Annotated in this window: 18 protein-coding genes; 7 read left to right on the top strand and 11 right to left on the bottom strand. The window is 60.1% G+C overall.

The genetic code is table 11. From position 1 onward, the window contains the following. Nucleotides 1-92: 92 nt before the first annotated feature. A complete protein-coding gene (locus AB4Y42_RS37220) occupies nt 93-905 on the bottom strand; it encodes an SDR family NAD(P)-dependent oxidoreductase (RefSeq protein WP_368696982.1) in 813 nt (270 codons plus the stop codon). A 69-nt stretch (nt 906-974) separates the two neighbouring features. Continuing rightward, nucleotides 975-1,733 (bottom strand): SDR family NAD(P)-dependent oxidoreductase, encoded by a 759-nt coding sequence (locus AB4Y42_RS37225; RefSeq protein WP_368697019.1) that lies wholly within the window; start codon nt 1,731-1,733, stop codon nt 975-977. Nucleotides 1,734-2,070: 337 nt separating this feature from the next. On the opposite strand from AB4Y42_RS37225, the gene AB4Y42_RS37230 reads away from it, so the two are divergent. Both AB4Y42_RS37230 and AB4Y42_RS37235 read left to right on the top strand, forming a co-directional pair. Then, nucleotides 2,071-3,567 (top strand): aldehyde dehydrogenase, encoded by a 1,497-nt coding sequence (locus AB4Y42_RS37230; RefSeq protein ID WP_368697020.1) that lies wholly within the window; start codon nt 2,071-2,073, stop codon nt 3,565-3,567. A gap of 60 nt (nt 3,568-3,627) precedes the next feature. Beyond that, the gene (locus tag AB4Y42_RS37235; protein ID WP_368696983.1) at nt 3,628-5,067 is read left to right on the top strand and encodes an APC family permease; all 1,440 of its coding nucleotides are present in this window, start codon (nt 3,628-3,630) and stop codon (nt 5,065-5,067) included. A gap of 40 nt (nt 5,068-5,107) precedes the next feature. On the opposite strand, the gene AB4Y42_RS37240 is transcribed toward AB4Y42_RS37235, so the two are convergent. Further along, nucleotides 5,108-5,830 carry a TetR/AcrR family transcriptional regulator gene (locus tag AB4Y42_RS37240; RefSeq protein WP_368696984.1) on the bottom strand — a complete coding sequence of 241 codons (723 nt, stop codon included), beginning with the start codon at nt 5,828-5,830 and terminating at the stop codon, nt 5,108-5,110. Nucleotides 5,831-6,982: 1,152 nt separating this feature from the next. Between AB4Y42_RS37240 and AB4Y42_RS37245 the strand changes: the two genes are divergently transcribed. Further along, nucleotides 6,983-8,245, top strand: a complete 1,263-nt coding sequence (locus tag AB4Y42_RS37245) for an adenylate/guanylate cyclase domain-containing protein (protein ID WP_368696985.1) — start codon at nt 6,983-6,985, stop codon at nt 8,243-8,245. A 225-nt stretch (nt 8,246-8,470) separates the two neighbouring features. On the opposite strand, the gene catA is transcribed toward AB4Y42_RS37245, so the two are convergent. The 3 genes from catA to AB4Y42_RS37260 are packed head-to-tail and all read right to left on the bottom strand — an operon-like array spanning nt 8,471 to nt 10,907. Continuing rightward, complete coding sequence (gene catA / locus AB4Y42_RS37250; RefSeq protein ID WP_368696986.1) at nt 8,471-9,406, bottom strand: catechol 1,2-dioxygenase; 936 nt, start codon at nt 9,404-9,406, stop codon at nt 8,471-8,473. Between the two features lie 44 nt (nt 9,407-9,450). Continuing rightward, nucleotides 9,451-9,741 (bottom strand): muconolactone Delta-isomerase, encoded by a 291-nt coding sequence (gene catC, locus AB4Y42_RS37255; protein ID WP_254317753.1) that lies wholly within the window; start codon nt 9,739-9,741, stop codon nt 9,451-9,453. 29 nt (nt 9,742-9,770) lie between these two features. After that, complete coding sequence (locus tag AB4Y42_RS37260) at nt 9,771-10,907, bottom strand: muconate/chloromuconate family cycloisomerase (protein ID WP_368696987.1); 1,137 nt, start codon at nt 10,905-10,907, stop codon at nt 9,771-9,773. Between the two features lie 310 nt (nt 10,908-11,217). Between AB4Y42_RS37260 and antA the strand changes: the two genes are divergently transcribed. From antA to AB4Y42_RS37280, 4 genes are all read left to right on the top strand, one after another. Beyond that, entirely contained in the window at nt 11,218-12,606 is a 1,389-nt protein-coding gene (gene antA / locus AB4Y42_RS37265; RefSeq protein ID WP_368696988.1) for an anthranilate 1,2-dioxygenase large subunit, read from the top strand. 3 nt (nt 12,607-12,609) lie between these two features. Then, nucleotides 12,610-13,101: an anthranilate 1,2-dioxygenase small subunit gene (gene antB, locus AB4Y42_RS37270; RefSeq protein ID WP_368696989.1), complete on the top strand. Its 492-nt coding sequence runs from the start codon at nt 12,610-12,612 to the stop codon at nt 13,099-13,101. Between the two features lie 16 nt (nt 13,102-13,117). Then, nucleotides 13,118-14,155 carry an anthranilate 1,2-dioxygenase electron transfer component AntC gene (gene antC, locus AB4Y42_RS37275; protein WP_368696990.1) on the top strand — a complete coding sequence of 346 codons (1,038 nt, stop codon included), beginning with the start codon at nt 13,118-13,120 and terminating at the stop codon, nt 14,153-14,155. A gap of 96 nt (nt 14,156-14,251) precedes the next feature. Continuing rightward, nucleotides 14,252-15,250, top strand: a complete 999-nt coding sequence (locus AB4Y42_RS37280) for a helix-turn-helix domain-containing protein (protein WP_368696991.1) — start codon at nt 14,252-14,254, stop codon at nt 15,248-15,250. Nucleotides 15,251-15,534: 284 nt separating this feature from the next. Here the strand turns inward: AB4Y42_RS37280 and AB4Y42_RS37285 are convergent, their stop codons facing one another. The 5 genes from AB4Y42_RS37285 to AB4Y42_RS37305 are packed head-to-tail and all read right to left on the bottom strand — an operon-like array spanning nt 15,535 to nt 20,449. Then, nucleotides 15,535-16,488, bottom strand: coding sequence for a transporter (locus tag AB4Y42_RS37285; RefSeq protein ID WP_368696992.1), 954 nt, complete (start codon nt 16,486-16,488; stop codon nt 15,535-15,537). A 40-nt stretch (nt 16,489-16,528) separates the two neighbouring features. Next, nucleotides 16,529-17,062, bottom strand: a complete 534-nt coding sequence (locus tag AB4Y42_RS37290; RefSeq protein WP_368692357.1) for a flavin reductase family protein — start codon at nt 17,060-17,062, stop codon at nt 16,529-16,531. A 23-nt stretch (nt 17,063-17,085) separates the two neighbouring features. Next, nucleotides 17,086-18,324, bottom strand: a complete 1,239-nt coding sequence (locus AB4Y42_RS37295; protein ID WP_368696993.1) for a styrene monooxygenase/indole monooxygenase family protein — start codon at nt 18,322-18,324, stop codon at nt 17,086-17,088. A 55-nt stretch (nt 18,325-18,379) separates the two neighbouring features. Next, a complete protein-coding gene (locus tag AB4Y42_RS37300; RefSeq protein WP_368696994.1) occupies nt 18,380-19,168 on the bottom strand; it encodes an SDR family oxidoreductase in 789 nt (262 codons plus the stop codon). 36 nt (nt 19,169-19,204) lie between these two features. Then, nucleotides 19,205-20,449, bottom strand: coding sequence for a dienelactone hydrolase family protein (locus AB4Y42_RS37305; protein WP_368696995.1), 1,245 nt, complete (start codon nt 20,447-20,449; stop codon nt 19,205-19,207). Between the last annotated feature and the right edge of the window lie 79 nt (nt 20,450-20,528).

The raw sequence follows: 20,528 nt of genomic DNA on the forward strand, positions 1-20,528 counted from the left end.
CCATTCCTTAAATACTAGGTCATGTGACATAGTATCGAGGGTGCGGACGCACTTTGGCATTAGCGTTTACGCGTGCCGCACGAGCCCTGAGGTCAGTCGCGATGACGCTGGGCGAAGGTGACGCGTGGATCCAGGGCAAGGGATCCCGGGTCGCCAGCGACCATCCCGCCATCGACCGGTATGACTGCCGCGTTGATATAGGACGCCTGTTCGGATAGCAGCCAGGCAATCAGATGGGCCACTTCAATGGCATCCGCCGCTCTGCGGGCCGGGACGAACGAGGTTGCGATGTCGTATGCTTCCTGATACCCGACCCCAAGTCCTGTGCCGATCTCGCGCATCTCCATATCGGCCATCTCGGTTCTGATCCAGCCTGGGCACACGGTATTAGCGCGCACGCCTTGCGGGCCATAATCCACCGCAACGGACTGCATCAGCATGGCGAGCGCGGCTTTGGTCGCGTTGTAGCCGGGAATTCCCCCTGTCGCTCTCAGCGCGGCAGCCGAACCGACGCCGACGGCCGCTCCTTTTGCTGCCACAAGATGAGGTAGTGCGGCCCGCAGCAATCGGAACGGCCCGGTCAGATTGGTGCGAACCATGTCATCCCAGGCGTCGTCCGCGAGCTCGCTTACCAGTCCGGCCCGGACGATTCCGGCATTCAACACGAGGCCATCGAGAGATCCAAATTTATCCAGCGTGCTTCCCACCAGACGCTTGAGATCATCTGCCGATGCTGCGTCTGCGACAAACGGGATGGCACCGGTGGACTCCGCGACGCGCTGAAGCGGCTCGGGGCGGCGACCGCAGATAACGACTTCCCATCCGCTGGATCGGAGAACTTTGGCCGTTGCGGCGCCAATACCTGTGCCTCCGCCAGTGATGACGGCGACTGAACGATTGCTCATCTTTAATCCTCTATAGAGACGGTTACTACCTGTGGAGATTGCCTTAATCGAGGAACTGCGCTGATAGGCTTACTTGAAATCGAGCGCGGGAAGGGCGGATCGTGCTACGTATCCGAAATCGGTAATCAGACTGGTCCCGTTCATGGGCGCGCTCACCGGGGAAGCCAGAAATACTGCGTGTCGTGCAATCTGCGAGGGCGACATGATAGGCAAGTCCGTACCGGCAAAGCCTTCGGGTCGTCCGAGGTCGGCGCGTGACATCGGGGTGTCGACGATGCCGGGGCACAGACAATTCACCCTGATTCGGGGATGGTCCACAGAAAGTGACTTCGCGAGCATTAGTACCGCGCCTTTGGATGTGCTGTAAGGAGCCATACCTTCGAATGCGACCAGCGCTGCGTCGGAAGCGAGGAACACCAGCGTTCCGACCTCACTTGCGCCGAGCAGTGCCAGGGTGTGCTTGGCGATAAGGAAGTTACCCTTGACGTTGACAGCCATGACGCGGTCCCAGTCCTCCGTGGAAATGTCAGGCGCGGTCGATCCGACAGGGCCGGAGATTCCAGCGCAGGCGATCACCGCGTCAAGCTGACCGAAGCGGTCCTTAGCTTGCTTTACGGCTCTGCGGATATCCGTCTCGAGGGTCGTGTCGGCCTGCGCGAACTCAACGCAATATCCCTGCTGTCGAAAGCTGCCGGCGACTTCAGCCCCGCTTGGGTCTCTGTCGACGATCAGGACGCTGGCGCTCTCGGCAAGTACGGCCTGAACACACGCACGGCCGATACCCGAGGCGCCACCAGTAATCAAAACCACACGGTCGCGTAAATGCATGTCCACGATACCTGTCTCCTGTAAATGATCAGATGTGTCGAATGATGTGATGCCTCGGAACCTGGCAATTTCTGCGCATTTTCAGCAGCGCATTTTTTCCGGTCAATCCTGCTTACGGCTGAATTTTTGAACGACCAGCGATGCGGATAAAGATCCAACTTTCGGTGGATGCGCGACCGGACTCGGGCCAGTAGCCTTGCACGTGCCTTCTTCCGTCGCGAAGCAGGGCATTGACATCGGGATTCGGGTTCAGGCGCTCTTGCAATCGACCGGATTCTGCATTAAAAATAGGTCGATAGACCTAGTTAAAATTGGAGGCGGTGTTGTGGAGCGAAACCTGGGATCCCGGTTGGTCGAGATTCTTCCCGAAGTCAGGGCATTTCTCGATCGGGCGCATGGTGCCTTCATCGACGGAAAGTCGGTCCCGTCGACTACGGATCGATACATTGATGTTCATAACCCGGCGGATGGCTCTGTCATCAGCAGAACCATCGAGGGCTCGCGTCATGAGGTCGATCTGGCAGTCGATAGCGCCCAGCGCGCCCTGGGTGTCTGGCGCGCCATGAGGCCCGCCGACCGGGAGCGGTGCCTGGTCCGGTTCTCTGAAGTGATCGAGGCTCATGCCGAAGAACTGGCGCAAATCGAAACGCTGAATCAAGGCAAGTCGATCAATCTTGCGCGCGCCGTCGACGTTGCTGGATCAGTCGAATATGTTCGCTACATGGCAGGCTGGGCGACCAAGATTGAGGGTTCGACGCTCGATCTGTCGATACCGATTCCGCCGGGAACCAGGAATCTCGGTTTCACATTGCGCGAACCGGTCGGCGTGGTGGGGGCCATCGTGCCCTGGAATTTTCCGATGATGATCGCGTTGTGGAAGATCGCGCCGGCACTGGCGGCGGGATGTACGATTGTCGTCAAACCGTCGGAAGACACACCGCTCACCGCATTGCGGGTGGCTGAACTGGCGCTCGAGGCTGGCATTCCGCCAGGTGCGGTCAATGTTGTCCCAGGATACGGGCGGGATGCGGGCGCGGCGCTGGTCGAGCACGCCGGCGTCAACAAGGTGACGTTTACCGGCTCGACCGAAACTGGCCGTCATATTGGCATGTCGGCGCTGAAGAACATGACACGCTTCTCTCTGGAACTCGGCGGCAAGAATCCGTTGATCGTCCTGCCCGACGTCGACGTTGATCAGATCATGCCGGGCATCATGGGCGCGTGTCTCCTCAATCAGGGGCAGGTGTGCGCGGCGGCGTCGCGGCTTTATGTGCATCGCTCAATCTATGACCGGGTCGTAAGCGGGGTGAGCGACGCCATGAAGCGCTTACGTATGGGTCCGGGCATGGACCTGAGTGCGGATCTGCAACCGCTGGTGTCGCGCGCGCACGTCGAAAAAGTCGCCGCGCTGGTCGGGCAGGCGGCCAAGACGGCGGACATCGTCACGGGCGGCAATCGTCCGGATTCCAGAGGCTTCTATTTTGAGCCGACATTGATCGTCAATGCCGACGCCAATAACCCTGCAATGCGCGATGAGATCTTCGGGCCAGTGATCAGCGTTACGCCGATCGAGTCACTGGATGACGCAGTGACCCTGGCGAACGCTTCTCGAAATGGTCTGGCCGCGAGCGTGTGGACCAATGACCTCAACTCGGCATTGCGCGGCATTCGGGCACTGGAAGCCGGCACTGTCTGGGTCAACAGCCATATTCCGGTGGATCCTAACTTGCCGTTCGGCGGCTACAAGCAATCGGGTATCGGCAGGGAGCACGGCCGGCAGATGATCGAGCAGTACACGGAGATCAAGTCGGTGTGTATTCCGGTTCCGCTGTGAGAGATGCCCAGGAATCCATATTAGTCGGAACAGTTGATAAGCTAAATATTGGAGACGTCAATGAAAACGATGGAGAGTAACCAAACCTCGCTGCGCAAGGACGCGCTGGGTTGGTTGAATATTGTGTTTCTGGTGATTGCGACCAACGGTCCTCTGACGGCCTTGGTTGGCGGCGCGCCACTTGCGATCGGCATGGGTAACGGGGCCGGCGCTGCGGGTACGTATGTCGTGGTTGGCTTGCTGTATCTCGTCTTCAGCGTTGGCTTTTGCGCGATGAGCCGCTACGTGAAGAATGCCGGTGCATTCTATGCGTATATCGCCCAGGGGTTGGGACGCCCGTGGGGGATCGGTGGAGCATTTATGGCAATCCTCGCGTATAACGCCATGCTGATCGCCTGCTATGCGATGATCGGCTTTTTCATCAGTTACGGCGTCCAGTCACATTTTGGTGTTGCAGTTCCATGGTGGATGTGCACATTGGCCTCGATGGTGGTCGTGTTTTTCTTTGGCTACAAGAACATCGCATTTAGCGGTCGTGTGTTGTTCATACTGATGCTTGCCGAAGTCTCCATCATCCTGATTCTTAACGGAGCCATTCTCGGGAAGAGTGGTGCGAGTGCGGTTGCCTTGACGCCGTTTATGCCGTCGAATGTGTTTGGTCACGGGTTTGGCGCCTCGTTCGTGTTCGTCGTCAGTTGCTACATGGGTTTCGAGACGACGGCCATCTATGCGGAGGAAGCACGCAACCCGGAACGTTCGATTCCCCGCGCCACGTATGCGGCGGTCATCCTGATCATGGCTCTGTATGCAGTTTCCGTGTGGCTGGTGACGAATGCCTACGGTATTCCCGAAGCGGTAGCGCAGGCCTCGAAGGACCCGGGCAACATGTGGTTCATCATCACGCAACGGTATCTGGGTGCCACTGCGGCCGATATCACCAATATGCTGATGATCACGAGCCTGTTGGCGGCACTGATTAGCTTCCACAATGCCTCGGCGCGATATCTGTTTGCCCTCGGACGCGAGGGTGTGCTGTGGTCGCGCTTCGCCAAACTGCATCCGGTTCAACAGACGCCTCACGTTGCCGGTATATTCCAGATTCTGGTCGGCGTCGCGGTCATCGTGCTGGCTGCGATCTATAAGGCCGACGCCATGCTCGTCGTGGTTCCGCTGTCCAGCGTTCCGGCGGCGGTCGGTATCGTTGCGGTGCAGGCGCTGACTGCGCTTGCGGTGATCGGGTTCTTTGCGCGTAATACCCACGGAGTGTCGATCTGGCAACGTCTGATCGCGCCGACGATCAGCGGCGTGGGTCTCGTGCTTTGCGTCTATGAAATCACCAGCAACGTGTCGCTGCTCACGGGTACGAATTCGTGGTTCTCGGAAGCGCTTCCGTGGATAACGCTTGCGGTTGGTGTGTTTGGCGCAGGCTTCGCCTATTGGCTGAAAGCTGCCCGTCCTGAACTCTACAAGGGTATGGGGCGGCTGCTCGACGAAGCGTAGGCCGTGTAGCGGTTGCGATATTCGCCCTCACCAAGTACGCTTAGTGAGGGCGAATTGCGTTGGCTGAGGAGGGCGCGGCAGCGAGAGCAAGTATCGTCCGCATGGCTTCCTCTTCGATACCATCGAGGCCGTGAGGATAGGCTTCGCGCTGGGGAATCAAGCTCATCAGGCCTTCTATCTGGCACGAGATCAGCGCGGCGCGCAGCGAGCAATCATGCGCGCTGAGGCGCGGATTGGCCTCTCCGATAAAACGCGAAAGTTCTGCGCGCTGCGCCACGTAAATCTGCTCGACGATCGAACGAGCAGATTCCTGGGTCTGTGCGATCGCCCACATATTGAAGAAAATCGCCTGTGTGCGGGGCTCCCGATTGCCAGCCAGCGTATGACGGAGCGCCGCTTCCAGGCGTCCTTCTGAACTCAAGTGCGCATTGCCAGCCAGGGTGCGGTACTGTTCGAGGTATCTTGATGCCAGCAGCGTCATGACTGCACCGAGGAGATCTTCGCGGGTCCTGAAATGAAACTGCAGATTGGACAGGCTGATACCCGCTTTGCTTGCGATCTTCCGCATCGAGAGTTCGCCATAGCCCTCGTCGACGATGATGTCGATGGCGATGCGCAAAATTCGTTCGATGGTATTTCGACCACGCTGCGTGGCTGCCGATGTGTTTTCAGTCGTCGCGGCAATTTTTGTGGCGACGCTATTGGTGTCGGCATCTACTGACATGTCTTGAACTGCATGAGTGGCATGCACACTGAGGGACATTCGCGTTGGCTCCAAAGAATATTATCCGCTTTCATTTTCACAAAATTCGCGTGGGAGAGCATTTTAAAATTCACTGCGATTTTTGTGAAATCATCCGAATGGCTGATTTCGGTGAAGAGTTTCCAAAAAAAATGATTTTATTCCAGAGCGCCACGCGGTGAAGCGGCGTTGGAATTCGTGTGAACGTGTACATTTTCATCTTGAAATCGCGACGAAAGCGCGGTGGAATTTTGCGCGATGGCGGCATTCTATTCACCCGTCAGCCATGCCTAGAGAATGAAAGAGACGGGGACGTCCATTTCATTCTCTAGATGGCGCCAAGCAGCGTGGCTGGCATGGCGTGTCATAAGGAAGGACGACCCCTTGCAGGCAAGTTCGGCTGTCGTCGAGATGGGACTGTGGTCACGCGATCTCACGGCGAAAATCGGCTGCGACTTGCCGAACGCGGTAAAGCGCCGCTATTACATGCACTATTCCGTGATAAAAGGGGCAAAACTGAACCAGCCCGTTCTCGACACGGAGGCGGGCTTCCAGATTCCCCCGATGCTGCGCGGCGTCCGCCTGACGAGAGGTGTCGAACTGGGTTATCGCGATACGGCCAGGACCCCGGTTCAGCTCGAAGCCGACGAGGCGCTCTCATGCGGCCTTTTTCGGCCCAGCGCGCGGGCGGATCCCGCGCCGTGGTGCGGTTGCCGCCCCTGCACGCCCGCATGTTGCCGGTCATTGGGCCAGCGCCGACGCACGACAACCTCTGTTTCGCATTCGGACACGCCCACTACGGTCTGGCGCTCTGGCCGGTTACCGTCCGGCTAATCGCAGAGATGATGGCAGGTGCGCCGACGTCGTGGGTCTGAGACCATTTCACGCCTGGCTCTGAACCGAAGCAACTGTGTGGACTGGGCTTCGGAATCAGTGAGGCTCTCAAACTGGTCACCAACAAACTCAATGCCCAGTACGGTGCCGGTGGCTTAAAGATAATGTTGAGCTGGATTTGGAGCGCGCGCCGCGCATGCATTGTATTTGTATGAAAATATCAATGCTCGCATCTTCTGTGTGCGACTGGGTACACTGGGAGTATCAGATCGATAGCATGCTGAAGGCAATGGGGTGAGCAAGCGCCGCACCGGATGCCGGAGGCGCAAGAGGTGAAGCATGGCTGCGATCCATCTCCAGTGTTTCTCTACCGTCGCAGAATTTCGGGTGGGCGACGTGACGCTCTCTGCAGGCGATGACCTCCAGACACAGCGGAATAAGTTAGCGCGCATCATGTTTGACTCGATGTATCAGTTCGTAGGTCTACTGGATACGGACGGGACAATGCTCGAGATCAACCATGCTGCGCTTGAAGCCGCCGGGATACGAATGGATGACATTCGTGGTAAACCGTTCTGGGAGGCGCGTTGGTGGGTCGTTTCGGGGCAGACCCAGGCCCTGCTCCGGGAACTGATTCACCGCGCTGGCGAAGGCGAGTTCGTCCGCCGCGATTTCGAAGTCTACGGTCACTTAGCGGGTGCGGGGACGATCGTCGTCGATTTTTCGATTTTGCCGATCAAAGATTCAAACGGTGACGTCGTATTCCTGCTTCCTGAGGGCCGCAATATCACTGAGAAAAAACGGGCGGAAGCCGAGATTACGCGTAAGAACGAGGAATTGCGGGCGAGCTGGGAGCTAATCCAGCGCCAACGCGACGAACTCCAATGCCTCTATGACAAGCTCGCTGTCGAGCAAAAAATGTCGGAGCGGCTACTGCTCAATCTGCTGCCCTATCCGATCGCTGAGCGGCTGAAAGCGCGCCCGGACCTGATTGCCGACAGTATTCCTGAAATCATCGCGGATAGTTTTACGGATGTCACGGTTCTATTCGCTGATATTGTGGCGTTTACACAGTTTTCGGCGCTCATGGAGCCGGAGCAACTAGTCGCTTTACTCAACGAGATTTTCGCCGAATTCGATAACATCGCCGACCACTGGGGCCTTGAAAAGATCAAGACTATCGGTGATTCGTACATGGCAGCATGTGGGCTGCCAGACCCAGCTCCTGACCATGCAGAGAGGGCAGCTCATATGTCACTGGATATGATCGATGCGCTTGCGCGATTCAATCGGCGCCACGGCTACAGCCTCCAAATGCGTATTGGCATCAATAGCGGGCCTGTGGTCGCCGGTGTCATCGGCAGGCGAAAGTTCATCTATGACTTGTGGGGCGCTGCAGTCATCACCGCCAGTCGAATGGAGTCACACAGCGTGGCGGGGCGTGTGCAGGTTACCGACGCCACGCGGGGCCTTCTTGGTGATCGTTTTCTGTTTGAGGAGCGAGGCGAGATTGAAGCGAAAGGCATAGGTACGCTGCACACCTGGTTCCTGACGGGCACAAACCCGCTATACGCGGAAACGGGCGACAAGTCAGCGCAATAGCCGTTTCATCTTTTGACGCGGCTGGATTAGACGCTTGGTTCGTGGACGTTGCGCATATCAGCGCTTCTGGACAGCTAGCCACATATTCGGCATTTAGCCGATGTCACGTCTTCTACGGTCGATCTTCGTACGTGGGTTTATATAGCACGCGTCGTGCGGGTAGCAGCGGCCAGTTCACTACACTGACCGGCGGCAGCGTTGCGGCGCCGCCACCGGCTCGGCCAACTACGCTGTGGCTGAAGCGCGAAGGCGATTGACGATATGGTTATCCTTGCCCTGGACCAGCGGCGTGAGCGTGAAGTTGAACTCGATGTCCTTGTACGTATCGGCTTTCAGGCCGAGCGCGGTGCCACCGGTCTTTTCCGTCACGGGCGGAATCAGCTCTTCGCGCGTTGCGTAGGCGAAGTCGTCCCAGATCAGCGGGTCGCCTTCGATATTGAATTGCGTGGTGAGCTTGCGGCTGTTATCCGCCGAGACGAAGAAGTGCACGTGCGCCGGGCGGTTGCCGTGGCGGCCAAGGCCGTCCAGCAACCGCTGGGTCGAGCCTTGCGGCGGGCAGCCGTAGCCCACCGGCATGAGCGTGCGGAATTCGTACTTGCCGTCCGCGCCGGTCTTGACCGCGCCGCGCAGGTTGAAGTCGTCCTGCGCGCCAGTCGGGTCGAAGTGCGAATAGAAGCCCTTCGAATTGGCGTGCCAGCATTCGACCAGGGCGCCGGCGAGCGGCTTGCCGTCGAGTCCGGTGACCGTGCCGTGAATGACGAGCGGCCCCGCGTCGGCGTCGGCGTTGAGGTCAATGCGCGAAACGCTCTCGCGCACCGGCGCGCCCGCAACGTAAAGCGGCCCTTCGATCGTGCGCGGCGTGCCGCCTTCGAGACCCACTGCCTTGTCTGCGGCGTCCATGCGGATGTCTAGATACTTCTCGAGACCGAGACCGGCGGCCAGCAGCGCCGCTTCGCCGTCCTGGCCGAGCTTGTTCAGATAGTTCACGCCGGCCCAGACTTCATCGGGCGTGATGTCGAGATCGTCGATGGCCGTGAACAGGTCGCCCAGCAGACGATGGACGATCTGCTGGAAACGCGCGTCGCCGCTACCGCCGTTGAGATTCGCAGCGGCCTTCAGCAGGTCCTGCACTTCCTTCGTGTCGAATACTTTTGCGCTCATGGTCTTTGTCTCCTGGTGCTTGCTGGTATTGAGGGGGAATCAGCTCAAGCGTCGTTGTCCCTGACGGAGGACGGGTGGCGACACAACGGCGTGACCGTTATCTTCATGTATGGAAAAAGCGGCAAGGCGGTGAGAATGTCGTGCAGCTCTGCATTACTCTCTACGTCGAAGATGCTGTAGTTCGCGTACTCGCCCACCAGTCGCCAGATATGACGCCACTTGCCGCTGCGCTGCAGCTCCTGCGAGTACTCCTTTTCGCGCGCCTTGATTTCGTTGGCGACATTGGCCGGCATGTCGGCCGGGATGTTCACATCCATGCGTACGTGGAAAAGCATCGTCAAATTCCGTTTATCCGGTGTCCGGATTACTTCGTGACTTTCATCAGGCCGTCGCGGGTGAAGCGCTTGACCTTCGCCTCGTCCAGTTCGATGCCCAGGCCCGGGCCGTTCGGCACCGTCAGCTCGAAGTCGCTGTAGTCGAGCGGCTTCGTCAGAATCTCTTCGGTGATCAGCAAGGGGCCGAACAGTTCGGTGCCCCACTGCAGGTTGGCGAAGCTTGCGAACAGGTGCGCCGACGCCACCGTGCTGAACGCGCCTTCGAGCATCGTGCCGCCGTACAGCTCGATACCCGCGGCGTCCGCAATCGTGGCTACGCGCTGCGCCGCGAACAGTCCGCCGCTTTGTTCGATCTTGATGGCGAACACATCGGCGCCCTCGCTCTTCGCGATCTCGAACGCGCTTTCCTGTCCCTGCAGGATTTCGTCGGCCATCAATGCCACCGGGAAGCGGCGCATGAGGCGCGACAGCGCCGCGGGCGAAGCGACCGGCTGCTCGACCAGCTCGCAGCCGGCTTCCGCCAGCGCGGGAATCGCCCAGGCCGCCTGCGTCTCGCTCCAGGCCATGTTGACGTCCACGCGCACGGCGGCACGGTCGCCCATCGCCTTCTTGATGTCGGCCACGTGCTTGATGTCGGTCTTGAGGTCCTTCGCGCCGATCTTCAGCTTGAAGATCTTGTGACGGCGCACTTCGAGCATCGCCTCGGCTTCGGCGATGTCCTTGGAGGTATCGCCCGACGCGAGCGTCCATGCCACCGGCAAGCGCTCGCGGCGGCGGCCGCCCAGCAGTTCGCTCACCGGCACGGAGAGACGCTTGCCCTGCGCGTCGAGCAGCGCCGTTTCCAGCGCGCACTTGGCGAAGTGATTGACCTTCACGAGCTTGCCCAGATGCGCCATGAGCGCCTGGATTCGCGTGGCGTCCTGGCTGATCATCGCCGGGGCGAAGTAGGCGTCGATCGCCAGCTTCATCGCTTCCGGGCTTTCCGGACCGTAGGCCATGCCGGCAATCGTCGTACCTTCACCGATGCCGGTTACGCCATCGCTGCAATACACCTTCACCAGCATCAGGGTTTGCCCGTACATCGTGGCGACGGACAGCTTGTGAGGGCGAATCGTCGGCAGATCGACGAGGCGGGTCTCGATGCGTTCAATCGTCGGTGCGGTCATGGCAGAAGCTCAATGATGTACGTGGAATCCGGTGGACATGAGCCTGCGGGCGCTTGAGCTCGGTGTCTGTCGCTCCGAAGAGCATCTTGGGGCGTTGACGGCATTAGATATCCGGGCCCGCGCGAGCGCTATCCGTCTATTGGAGACTTACTATCCGTTTTTTTCGGCGCCAGCTAAGCGGAAAAAACTGCAAAAAAAGCGGATAGCGAATGCCGACCAGGCGGATAGCGCCCGCACCGCATCGGGTATTCAATCCAGCTCATCAAGAACCCGGTCGCAAGACCGCTCAACGGCAGGAGGAGAACCCATCGTGAGTGCAGAGAAAAACACGTCGCAATGGCAAGAATTCATTGGCGGATGCCTCGATTTTCGTCCGGCAGAGGGCGTCTATCGCATTGCGCGGGAGATGTTCACGGAGCCGCAACTGTTCAACCTGGAGATGGAGTTCATCTTCGAGAAGACCTGGATCTACGCGTGCCACGAGAGCGAGATCCCCAAGCCCCACGACTTCATGACGATGCGCGCAGGGCGCCAACCGATGATCATCTCGCGCGACGGCAACGGTCAGCTCAACGCGATGATCAACGCATGCCAGCATCGCGGCGCGACCCTCACGCGTATGGGCAAAGGCAATCAGTCGACCTTCACCTGCCCCTTTCATGCGTGGTGCTACAAGAGCGACGGACGCCTGGTCAAGGTCAAGGCGCCAGGTGAATACTGCGACGACTTCGACAAATCCACGCGCGGCCTGAAAAAAGCGCGCATTGCAAGCTACAAGGGCTTCGTGTTCATCAGCCTTGACGCCGATGCGACCGACACGCTAGAGGACTACCTCGGCGATGCGCGCATCTTCTTCGACATGATGGTCGCGCAATCGCCCACGGGCGAGCTCGAGGTGCTGCCGGGCAAGTCCACGTACACCTACGAAGGCAACTGGAAGCTGCAGAACGAAAACGGCCTCGACGGGTACCACGTGAGCACGGTGCACTACAACTACGTCGCCACGGTGCAGCACCGCCACGAATCGAACGCCCAGAAGGGCGGTGCGACGAGCGGAACGCTCGACTACAGCAAGCTTGGCGCGGGCGATTCCGAGACCGACGACGGCTGGTTCGCATTCAGGAACGGCCATAGCGTGCTGTTCAGCGACATGCCGAACCCCAGTGTGCGTCCGGGCTACGGCAGCGTCATGCCGCGCCTCGTCGAGGCACAGGGGCAGCAGAAGGCCGAATGGATGATGCATCGCCTGCGCAACCTGAACATCTATCCGAGCCTGTTTTTCATGGACCAGATCAGCTCCCAGCTTCGCATCGTGCGCCCGGTCGCCTGGAACAAGACTGAGGTCATCAGCCAGTGCATCGGTGTGAAGGGCGAAACGGATCAGGATCGCGAGAGCCGTATTCGGCAGTTCGAAGACTTCTTCAATGTTTCGGGCATGGGCACGCCGGACGATCTCGTGGAGTTCCGCGAGCAACAACGCGGCTTCCAGGCGCGCCTCGAGCGCTGGAGCGACATCTCTCGCGGACACCACAAGTGGGTGGCAGGCGAGACGGCAAATACGCGCCTGCTCGGCATCGAACCTGTGCTGTGCGGCACGGAGCTGACCCACGAGGGGCTTTACGTCAACCAGCACGGTGCGTGGCAGACCTACCTCATGAAGGGGCTCGCACAGAAGTCGAACGTTACGAAGGAGGCCTGAACCATGTCCATCACCCTGCAACAATCGGTCGAGCAGTTTCTCTATCGGAAGGCCGAGCTCTGCGACGCGCAGAGCTGGGACGAGTACCTCGCCCTCTTCGACGAGAACAGCGAATTTCACGTACCCCAGTGGGACTCCGAGCATGTGTACACGACCGACCCGAAGCGCGGCATGTCGCTCATCTACTATGCGAACCGCACGGGGCTCGAGGATCGCGTGTTCCGCCTGCGCACGGGAAAGTCGGCGGCGTCGACGCCGCTGCCGCGCACGCTGCACCAGATCACCAACGTCCGCATTTCGGAGCGCGATCGCGGCGAGCTGGAAGTCAAGGCCAACTGGGCCACGTTCTACGCCCGGCATGGCGTTGCCGAACATTTCTTCGGACGCGTCACCTACCAGCTGCGCCCAGCCGGCGAGACCTGGAAAATCGCTCGCAAGCACGTGCTCCTGCTGAACGACACGATCAACGCAGTGCTCGACTTCTACCATCTGTAAGCGGGAGTGCCACGAGATGAGCCACAAGGTTGCCTTCAGTTTCGCCGATGGCAAGACGGCGTTCTTCGATGTCCGAGCGGATGAGCTCCTGCTCGACGCCGCGCTGCGCAATGGCGTCAACATCCCGCTCGACTGCCGTGAGGGCGTGTGTGGAACTTGCCAGGGGCGCTGCGAATCGGGCAGCTATACGCAGGACTATGTCGACGAAGAGACGCTGTCTGCCGACGACCTCGCTGCGCGCAAGATCCTGTCCTGCCAGACGCGCGTGCAATCCGATGCGTCCTTCTACTTCGACTTCGATTCGAGCCTTTGTGGCGCGAGCCGGACTACTTTGCTAACTGGCAAGGTCACCGCCGTGAAGCAGGTTTCAGAAACGATGGCGATCCTGCATCTGGACGCGAGTGCCCATCCCGGGCGGCTCGATTTTCTGCCGGGCCAGTACGCCCGCGTGAAGGTGCCGGGCGCGGACGTTTGGCGATCCTATTCGTTCGCGCACCGGCCCGAGGACGGAAACCAGATCCAGTTCCTGATCCGTCTGCTGCCCGACGGCGCGATGAGCAACTATATGCGCGAGCGCTGCCAGCCGGGCCAGACGGTCGAGTTCGAGGCGCCGCTGGGCACGTTCTATCTACGCGAGGTGGAGCGGCCGCTGGTGATGGTCGCAGGCGGTACGGGTCTGTCCGCATTTCTGGGCATGCTCGACGATCTCGCGCACAAGGGCGGCTGTGGCCAGAGGGTCCATCTGTACTATGGTGTGACGAACGCGCGGGATCTATGCGAGCTCGATCGTTTGAAGTCCTACGAGCAGCGCATCCCGAACTTCGCGTGCGATATCGTTGTGATGAATCCCTCTGAGGCATGGCAGGGCAAGACGGGGCTCATTCCCGAACATTTCGACTGCGGGATGCTGGAAGCGAACCCGTTCGACATGTATGTCTGCGGACCGCCGCCGATGGTCGAGGCAATCAAGACGTGGCTTGCAAGCGAACGACTGGAAGGCCGTCTTTACTACGAAAAATTCGGGGACAGTAACAGCGCGCAGTCGTCCTCCTGACGCTGCTGATGCCGGGGCGCCTTGGGGTGTTTCGGTATTTTGTCTGGGCACGGGGTGGTTTACCATTGAGCATTCGCCAACCTCCCGTGAAACGCCATGCCTTCCCCCGCTTTCAACGACAGTCGAGGTATTGACGCGCTGAGTCGAGATCTTCAGGGCGCGCGGGACTGGATGGCGTCGATTTGCGGACCCCATGGGCTGCAGGTACGCAGCCCTAAGGAACTGCAATTCCATCATTCTGGAACGGTGATGCGTTCCATGGCCAGCACGCTGGGGTATGTGGAGTACGGCACCGATGTCACCGTCTCGGTGCACAATGATGCGCCGCTCAACAGCTATAGCGTCAGCCTGCCTCTCACCGGCCACCAGGAGCTCGCGGCGCAGGGCCGCCTGTGGCTGTCGGACCAGGACAGGGGCCTCGTTCTGTCGCCGCATGAGACGCAGGACCTTGCGATCATGGGCAACTGTCGCAAGATCATCGTTTCGATTCCGATTCCGGCCCTGCGTCAGGTGCTCGAGGGACTTCTGCAACGCCCGCTCGACGCTGTGTTGACCTTCGAGCCCCAGATGAATGCCGCCGAAGGCGATCAGGCGGCCTGGTGGCGCATGGTCAAGTTCTTGCTGGCCGAGATGGGACAGGCGGGGCCGTTGCTCAATCATCAGAAAATGGCAGGGGATCTCGAGCAGGCGCTGATTAAAGGGCTGCTGCTTGCTCAGCCGCATAACTACTCGAATGCGCTTGCCGAGGCGATGCGGCCTTCATGTCCGCACTACCTGTTGCGAGCGAAACAGTTCATTCACGACAACGCACGCGAAAATATCGCACTCGAAGACATTGAGCGTGCTGCGGGCGTGTCGCGCTACAAGTTGTTCGAAGGCTTCCGGCAGCACTTCGGGCTTGCGCCCATGGCCTGGCTGAAGAGGCACCGGCTCGAAGCGGTACGGCGCGAGATGCTCTCGGACTGCTCGGAGCGCAACGTTTCGTCAATCGCGATGAACTGGGGATTTTCACATCTCGGCCGTTTTTCCAACGACTACAAGCAACTCTTCGGCGAAACGCCATCGCAGACACTGAAGCGTGCTTCAAGACGTTAGATCGCCCGGCTTCGAGACAGGCGAAGGCAGTGTGGACGAAGTGCTCGCGCTCGGGCATCAAGGCGACGTGCGCCGCTTGACGAGGCAAGCTTTGCGCCGTGGCGTGCAGGCAGTTTCAGGACATGCGGGCAGGATTCTGTGAACTGTCAATGCAGCACGGCACTGAGCAGCAGGGAAGGGATTCACCGTGTGGGGACTAACGAATGCCTCTACACATTCGCGTGCGCCATAACGGCGGGCTCGACTTGAGCCGGCGTGCATGGCGCGAACGCTCAATCAGCGTGTCACTGGAAATGATGAACGTAGCGCAGCACCAGGCGCGTTCCCTCGGGCCGGTTGCGCGCATCCGCCTCGAAATAGGCATTGAACATCAGGTGGTCGTGCTGGGAGAAGCTGTACATTGCCCCCGGGCCGATCGCCCACACCGCTTCACGCTGCCCCGGCACATTCTGGCCATTCACCTTCATGTCGGTGATCTGGCGCAGCCAGTAACCGTTGAGGCCGATTCGCAAGCCTGGCATCACCTCGTATTCCGTGGCGATGTTGGCGTGCAGCGCCTGTCCGGCCTGCGATGAAGTCGCGCCGTCCCCCAAGCCCTGATTCGGCCGATTGTTCGTGGCGTTCCAGAGATAGTGCAGCCGCCAGGAAACCGTCCACTTCGGATTGATCCAGACTGTCGCGGCCCAGTATGGGTCGATTGACCAGAAGCCGCTGCCCGGGTTGATCGCTTTGCCCGGGTCATAGGCACCCGTTGGCGCAATGATCTGGAGTTCGAAGCGGTGCGCAAAGCGCGGTCCGTCCGGGCCCATTACCGGATCGAACTGGATGAAGGGCCCAACAAGCAGATCGCCGAACCCCGTGCGTGCATTAAGCGCCACGTCGCCCATGCCGTCGTCGGTGTGGGCCGATGCCACCCACGGCAGGATCACGTCGACGCCCGGATGCGCGCCGGCAATCTTGAAGGGCGACTGATAAACGAGTTGCGTCAGGCCCGCGAAGATATCGACGTTCTGCTTCGGCAAGGCGACCTTGTTTCCGGCGTTGTCGTTGATACGGTCTGCCGTGTAGTACTCGAGGTACTGCGTTGCATACCAGCCGGACCCCGCCGGCGGTGCACCATCGAGGAAGCTCGTGAAGCCGAGGTTGACGTTGGGCAGGTCGCCCGCTATTGCCGATCCTGTGCTCAGGACTCCAGACAGAGCGAAGCAGAGCAGCATACGGGACGTGGAGTGCTTCATGGCGGTAAACCTTATAAATATGTAATACTAAATAATATGATTAAATTAATGCCGGATTATTGGTTACCGCGCCGTACTGCCCGGAATGGAAGACCAGCGGAGCGTGGCCCTCTGCTTCGAAATGCTCGATCTGCCCGATAAAGATCAGGTGATCGCCGCCTTCGTGCTGCGCCAGGTTGCGACACACGAAGTGCGCGCTGCAGCCGTCGAGCACCATGGTGCCACCAAGGCTTTCACGGCAGGCGACGCCGACGTACTTGTCGGGCGACGGTTTCGAAAAGCGGCGCGACAGGTCGGTCTGGTCTTCGGCCAGCACGTTGATCGCGAAGTAGCCCGCATGGACGAAATCCGCGCAACTGGGTGAAGTCTTGCCGATACTCCAGATCACGAGTGGTGGATCGAGCGACAGTGACGCGAACGAGTTTGCGGTCAGACCGATCTTGCGGCCATCCCGCGCGGCGGCTGTGATGACAGTAACGCCCGTCGGATACTGCCCGAACGCGTTGCGCAATTGCCGCATTGCATTGAGCTGTTCATCGGGTTTCGCGGCAGTGGGTTCGAGCGTGCTGCACATGAGCTTTCTCCTTTTCGTGTTCATTACGCGGCACGCGCAGCGTGTTCGTCGATCAGCGCCATGCAGGCGGTCGGATCAAACCACCACGGCGAGAACGTGCGCGGGTCGTCGAAGCCGTTGGCAATCGTCGAGGCGAGCGTTGGAAACTGACCGGCTGCGCCGAGCAACTCGAGAATGTGCGGCGGCGGTGGCGTAAGCAGTGAGTTCGTCCACCTGACGACCTCTTTCGCGTACGACCAGTAACGGTCGAAAGTCTGCTGCATCCAGTCCTCGCTGAAGGCAGCGCCGTTGCGCTCGAGAATGGCATCGAGATAGACCTTCGTGCACTTGGCAGCATTGTTCGAACCCTGGCCTGTAATCGGATCGTTCACGACGATCGCGTCGGCCATGCCGAACACCGTCTTGCCGGAAGGCAACCTGAAGTAGGGATTGCGCACAGTCGGTGCGAAACGCCCGCTCAACACGCCGTTGGGGTCGGTCAGTTCTACGTTTGCGCAGCGCTCGGCTTCCCACGGCAGATATTGGCGGAGAAAGGCCAGACTGGTCTCGAGATGCTGCTCGGGTGTCTTGACGCCTGCCCAGCAATCGAGCTGGCCGCCGGGAATGCCTTCGAACACCATGATTTCGCACGGACCATTCGTGGTCAGAGCGGGGAACGCAAAGTACTCGCCCACGCCCGGAATCAGATTGAAACGTACGCGCGAGTAGGGCGTCGACGGCATCATGCCCTTCACGTAAGTCAGCGCCAGCGCGCGCTGCGGCTTGTCGAAGGGGCTGCGTTCGGCGTTGCGGCCCAGCAGATTTACGATCTCCCCCTTGCCGGCTGCCAGCAGCACGAGGTCATGGCTCCTTGCGAGTTCTTCCATTTCGGGCACGCCGACCTCGCAGATTCGCACGTCGGCGCCACGTTGGACGACGGCTTCGAGCCAGGCCGACATCTTGACGCGCTGATCGACGGATTGTGCCGGTTGAGTCAGGCGCGCGGACCAGTCGATGAGCTTACGGCCCGGCAGGTCCGGATGCGGGACCGCGAAGCCAATCCCCTCCACGGGAGGGCAGGACGCGTCCCACCAGTTCAGGCCGAGATCGCGCTCGATCTGCAAAGAGGCGTTGAACATGCACTGACTCGACATGACCTTGCCGGTGCGGATTTGCTGTGCATCGCGATTGGTCGCGAGCGTGACTTCATAGCCGCGGTCGAGCAGGGCGAGCGCCAGTTGCAGACCAGACTGGCCGGCGCCGACGATGGCAATTTTTCTCATAACGAATACCTCGAAGTCGATAGAACAGAGAAGAGTGTTTGCGAAGTGACGGGTGTTACTCAGCCAGTCTCGGAATGGCCGGCACGGCCTGTTCGGGGCCCATCGCCGAATATCCGCCATCGACGGCGTAATCGGCCCCGGTCACGAAGCTGGCTGCATCGCTGCACAGGAAGGTGACGACATGCGCGATTTCCTCGGGGTTACCGACGCGTCCAAGCAGATGAAAGGGCGCGGCCACGCGGTCGGTCTTTGCGCGATCGCCATGCGTGAGTTCGTCCATCACACGCGACCAGGTCCAGCCGGGCGAAACCGAATTCACGCGGATCCGGTCCTGGGACAGGTCCATCGCCATGTTGCGCGTGAGTGCCTTGAGCGCGGCTTTCGAGGTCGGGTAGAGCCAGCGCCCCGTTTGAGCGCACTCGGCCGAGATCGAGCTGAAGTTGACGATCGATCCGCCGCCGCGCTTGACCATATACGGATGCACGGCCTTGACCAGCATGACCGCCGAGATCACGTTTACGTTCATCGCGGCGAGCCAGTCGTTTCGGCCTGCCTGGATGCCGTTGTCCACATAGCTGCATGCCAGATTGACGAGGATGTCGATGCCGCCGAACTGCCGCGCGGTTGTCGCAACCGCTTGCTCCAGCGCGCTATCGCTGGTGATGTCGGTTTCGATGAAGAGACCGTTGGCGCCGAGTGTCTCGGCTACGCGTCTGCCGTGCTGAACGTCGATATCGAGCACGACCACGCTGGCGCCGGCGGCAGCGAGATCCCGGGCGACAGCCGCGCCGATCAGCGTGGCGCCACCCGTCAAGATGGCGGTTTTGCCTGCGAGTGAGGTCATGATGGCTTGCTCCATATTCATGAGAGGATGATTCGGTCAGTTCGCGTCGTTGGCGGGGACGCTGTCCTGCCAGCGCTTCATCAGCGTGTTCGATGGGAGCGTTTCGTCGAGCAGTTTGCGGGCGGTATCAGCGCCTGTTGTGGGCAGTCCCGTCGGGTCGAGCAAGCCGATCTGCACCAGCACGCTGGCCTGGTCCCAGTAGATGTGCTCGTGGTAGAGCTTGTCGCCGCGGAATTTCACCACGGCAAGCAGCGGAATCTCGACGCGCTTGCCCGTCGGCGCAATGCCGGGCAGCATCCAGTCGATCTCGGTGGTATGCGTGAAGCAGAACAGCGTTTCGTCGACGATCTGCGTTGCGCCGATGGTGCGCGAAACCGGGATGATCGTCGTATCGGGCGGATTCGCGTGCACGAAGTGGTGGCGATAGAAGCGCTTCAACTCGGTGTAGCCCACGCCGCCCGTGAGCGTCGGAATATGGTTGACGTAGGGCTCGGCCACCATCGTCGCCATGGTGGCATCGACGTCGCGCGTCGCGAACTCGTGGGCGAGGTGTGCCTCCCACAGGGCGGAAAGATCGTATTGCGGCCCGATCGTCTTGCGAAAGGCGGCTACCGCGCGCTCGTGCGCCATCATGGCCGAGGGCTTGTCAAAGTGGTCGCCCCCCTTACGGGCGAACGCGTGGTCGACGCCCGGATAGACATACACTTCGACATTTTCTTTGTGGCCCAGCGCGGCCGTGATCTGCTGCTGCGCGTCGGCCGGGCAGAAGCGATCGAGGGCCGCGATATTCAGGACGACGCGCCCCTTGATGTTCGCCGCTTCGTCCAGCGCCTTTTCAATACCCACGCCGTAGTAGCTGACCGCGCAAGCCACGGGAAGACGGCAGGCCGCGAGCCAGGCCAGTTTGCCGCCCAGGCAGAATCCGAGCACACCGGCCTCGCCGCGGCATTCGGGCAATGTCCGGAGTACGGCGAGTGTCGCACCGATATCTTCGACACCCTGGTTTTCGTCGTATTGCTGATAGAGTTCGAACGCACGCGCAAAGCCGGCCTCCGTGTAACCGAGTTCGATGCCCGGTTCGACGCGCCAGAACAGGTCGGGCACCAGCACGGTGTAGCCTTCCTCGGCGTAGTAGTCGGCCACGTCGCGCATGGTCGCGTTGACGCCGAAGATCTCCTGACACAGCACAATTCCCGGCCCCGTGCCACTGGCAGGAGTTGCCAGGTAGGCCCGGAACGCGCCGCCTTCCGGTGCGGGAATATCGATGTATCTTCCTTTCATTGCGGGCTCTCCATCAGGGTTGTGTCTCGAATGCCCCCAGTGTTCTGCGACAAAACAATGGGCTCTATCCGTTTCATCC

The organism is Paraburkholderia sp. EG286B, assembly GCF_040965655.1.
GTDB lineage: Bacteria > Pseudomonadota > Gammaproteobacteria > Burkholderiales > Burkholderiaceae > Paraburkholderia.

Coding starts and splice junctions, on each gene's coding strand:
- AB4Y42_RS37220 (WP_368696982.1), bottom strand. CDS start 905: ATGAGCAATCGTTCAGTCGCCGTCATCACTGGCGGAGGCACAGGTATT.
- AB4Y42_RS37225 (WP_368697019.1), bottom strand. CDS start 1,733: ATGCATTTACGCGACCGTGTGGTTTTGATTACTGGTGGCGCCTCGGGT.
- AB4Y42_RS37235 (WP_368696983.1), top strand. CDS start 3,628: ATGAAAACGATGGAGAGTAACCAAACCTCGCTGCGCAAGGACGCGCTG.
- AB4Y42_RS37240 (WP_368696984.1), bottom strand. CDS start 5,830: ATGTCCCTCAGTGTGCATGCCACTCATGCAGTTCAAGACATGTCAGTA.
- AB4Y42_RS37245 (WP_368696985.1), top strand. CDS start 6,983: ATGGCTGCGATCCATCTCCAGTGTTTCTCTACCGTCGCAGAATTTCGG.
- catA (WP_368696986.1), bottom strand. CDS start 9,406: ATGAGCGCAAAAGTATTCGACACGAAGGAAGTGCAGGACCTGCTGAAG.
- catC (WP_254317753.1), bottom strand. CDS start 9,741: ATGCTTTTCCACGTACGCATGGATGTGAACATCCCGGCCGACATGCCG.
- AB4Y42_RS37260 (WP_368696987.1), bottom strand. CDS start 10,907: ATGACCGCACCGACGATTGAACGCATCGAGACCCGCCTCGTCGATCTG.
- antB (WP_368696989.1), top strand. CDS start 12,610: ATGTCCATCACCCTGCAACAATCGGTCGAGCAGTTTCTCTATCGGAAG.
- antC (WP_368696990.1), top strand. CDS start 13,118: ATGAGCCACAAGGTTGCCTTCAGTTTCGCCGATGGCAAGACGGCGTTC.
- AB4Y42_RS37280 (WP_368696991.1), top strand. CDS start 14,252: ATGCCTTCCCCCGCTTTCAACGACAGTCGAGGTATTGACGCGCTGAGT.
- AB4Y42_RS37285 (WP_368696992.1), bottom strand. CDS start 16,488: ATGAAGCACTCCACGTCCCGTATGCTGCTCTGCTTCGCTCTGTCTGGA.
- AB4Y42_RS37290 (WP_368692357.1), bottom strand. CDS start 17,062: ATGTGCAGCACGCTCGAACCCACTGCCGCGAAACCCGATGAACAGCTC.
- AB4Y42_RS37295 (WP_368696993.1), bottom strand. CDS start 18,324: ATGAGAAAAATTGCCATCGTCGGCGCCGGCCAGTCTGGTCTGCAACTG.
- AB4Y42_RS37300 (WP_368696994.1), bottom strand. CDS start 19,168: ATGACCTCACTCGCAGGCAAAACCGCCATCTTGACGGGTGGCGCCACG.
- AB4Y42_RS37305 (WP_368696995.1), bottom strand. CDS start 20,449: ATGAAAGGAAGATACATCGATATTCCCGCACCGGAAGGCGGCGCGTTC.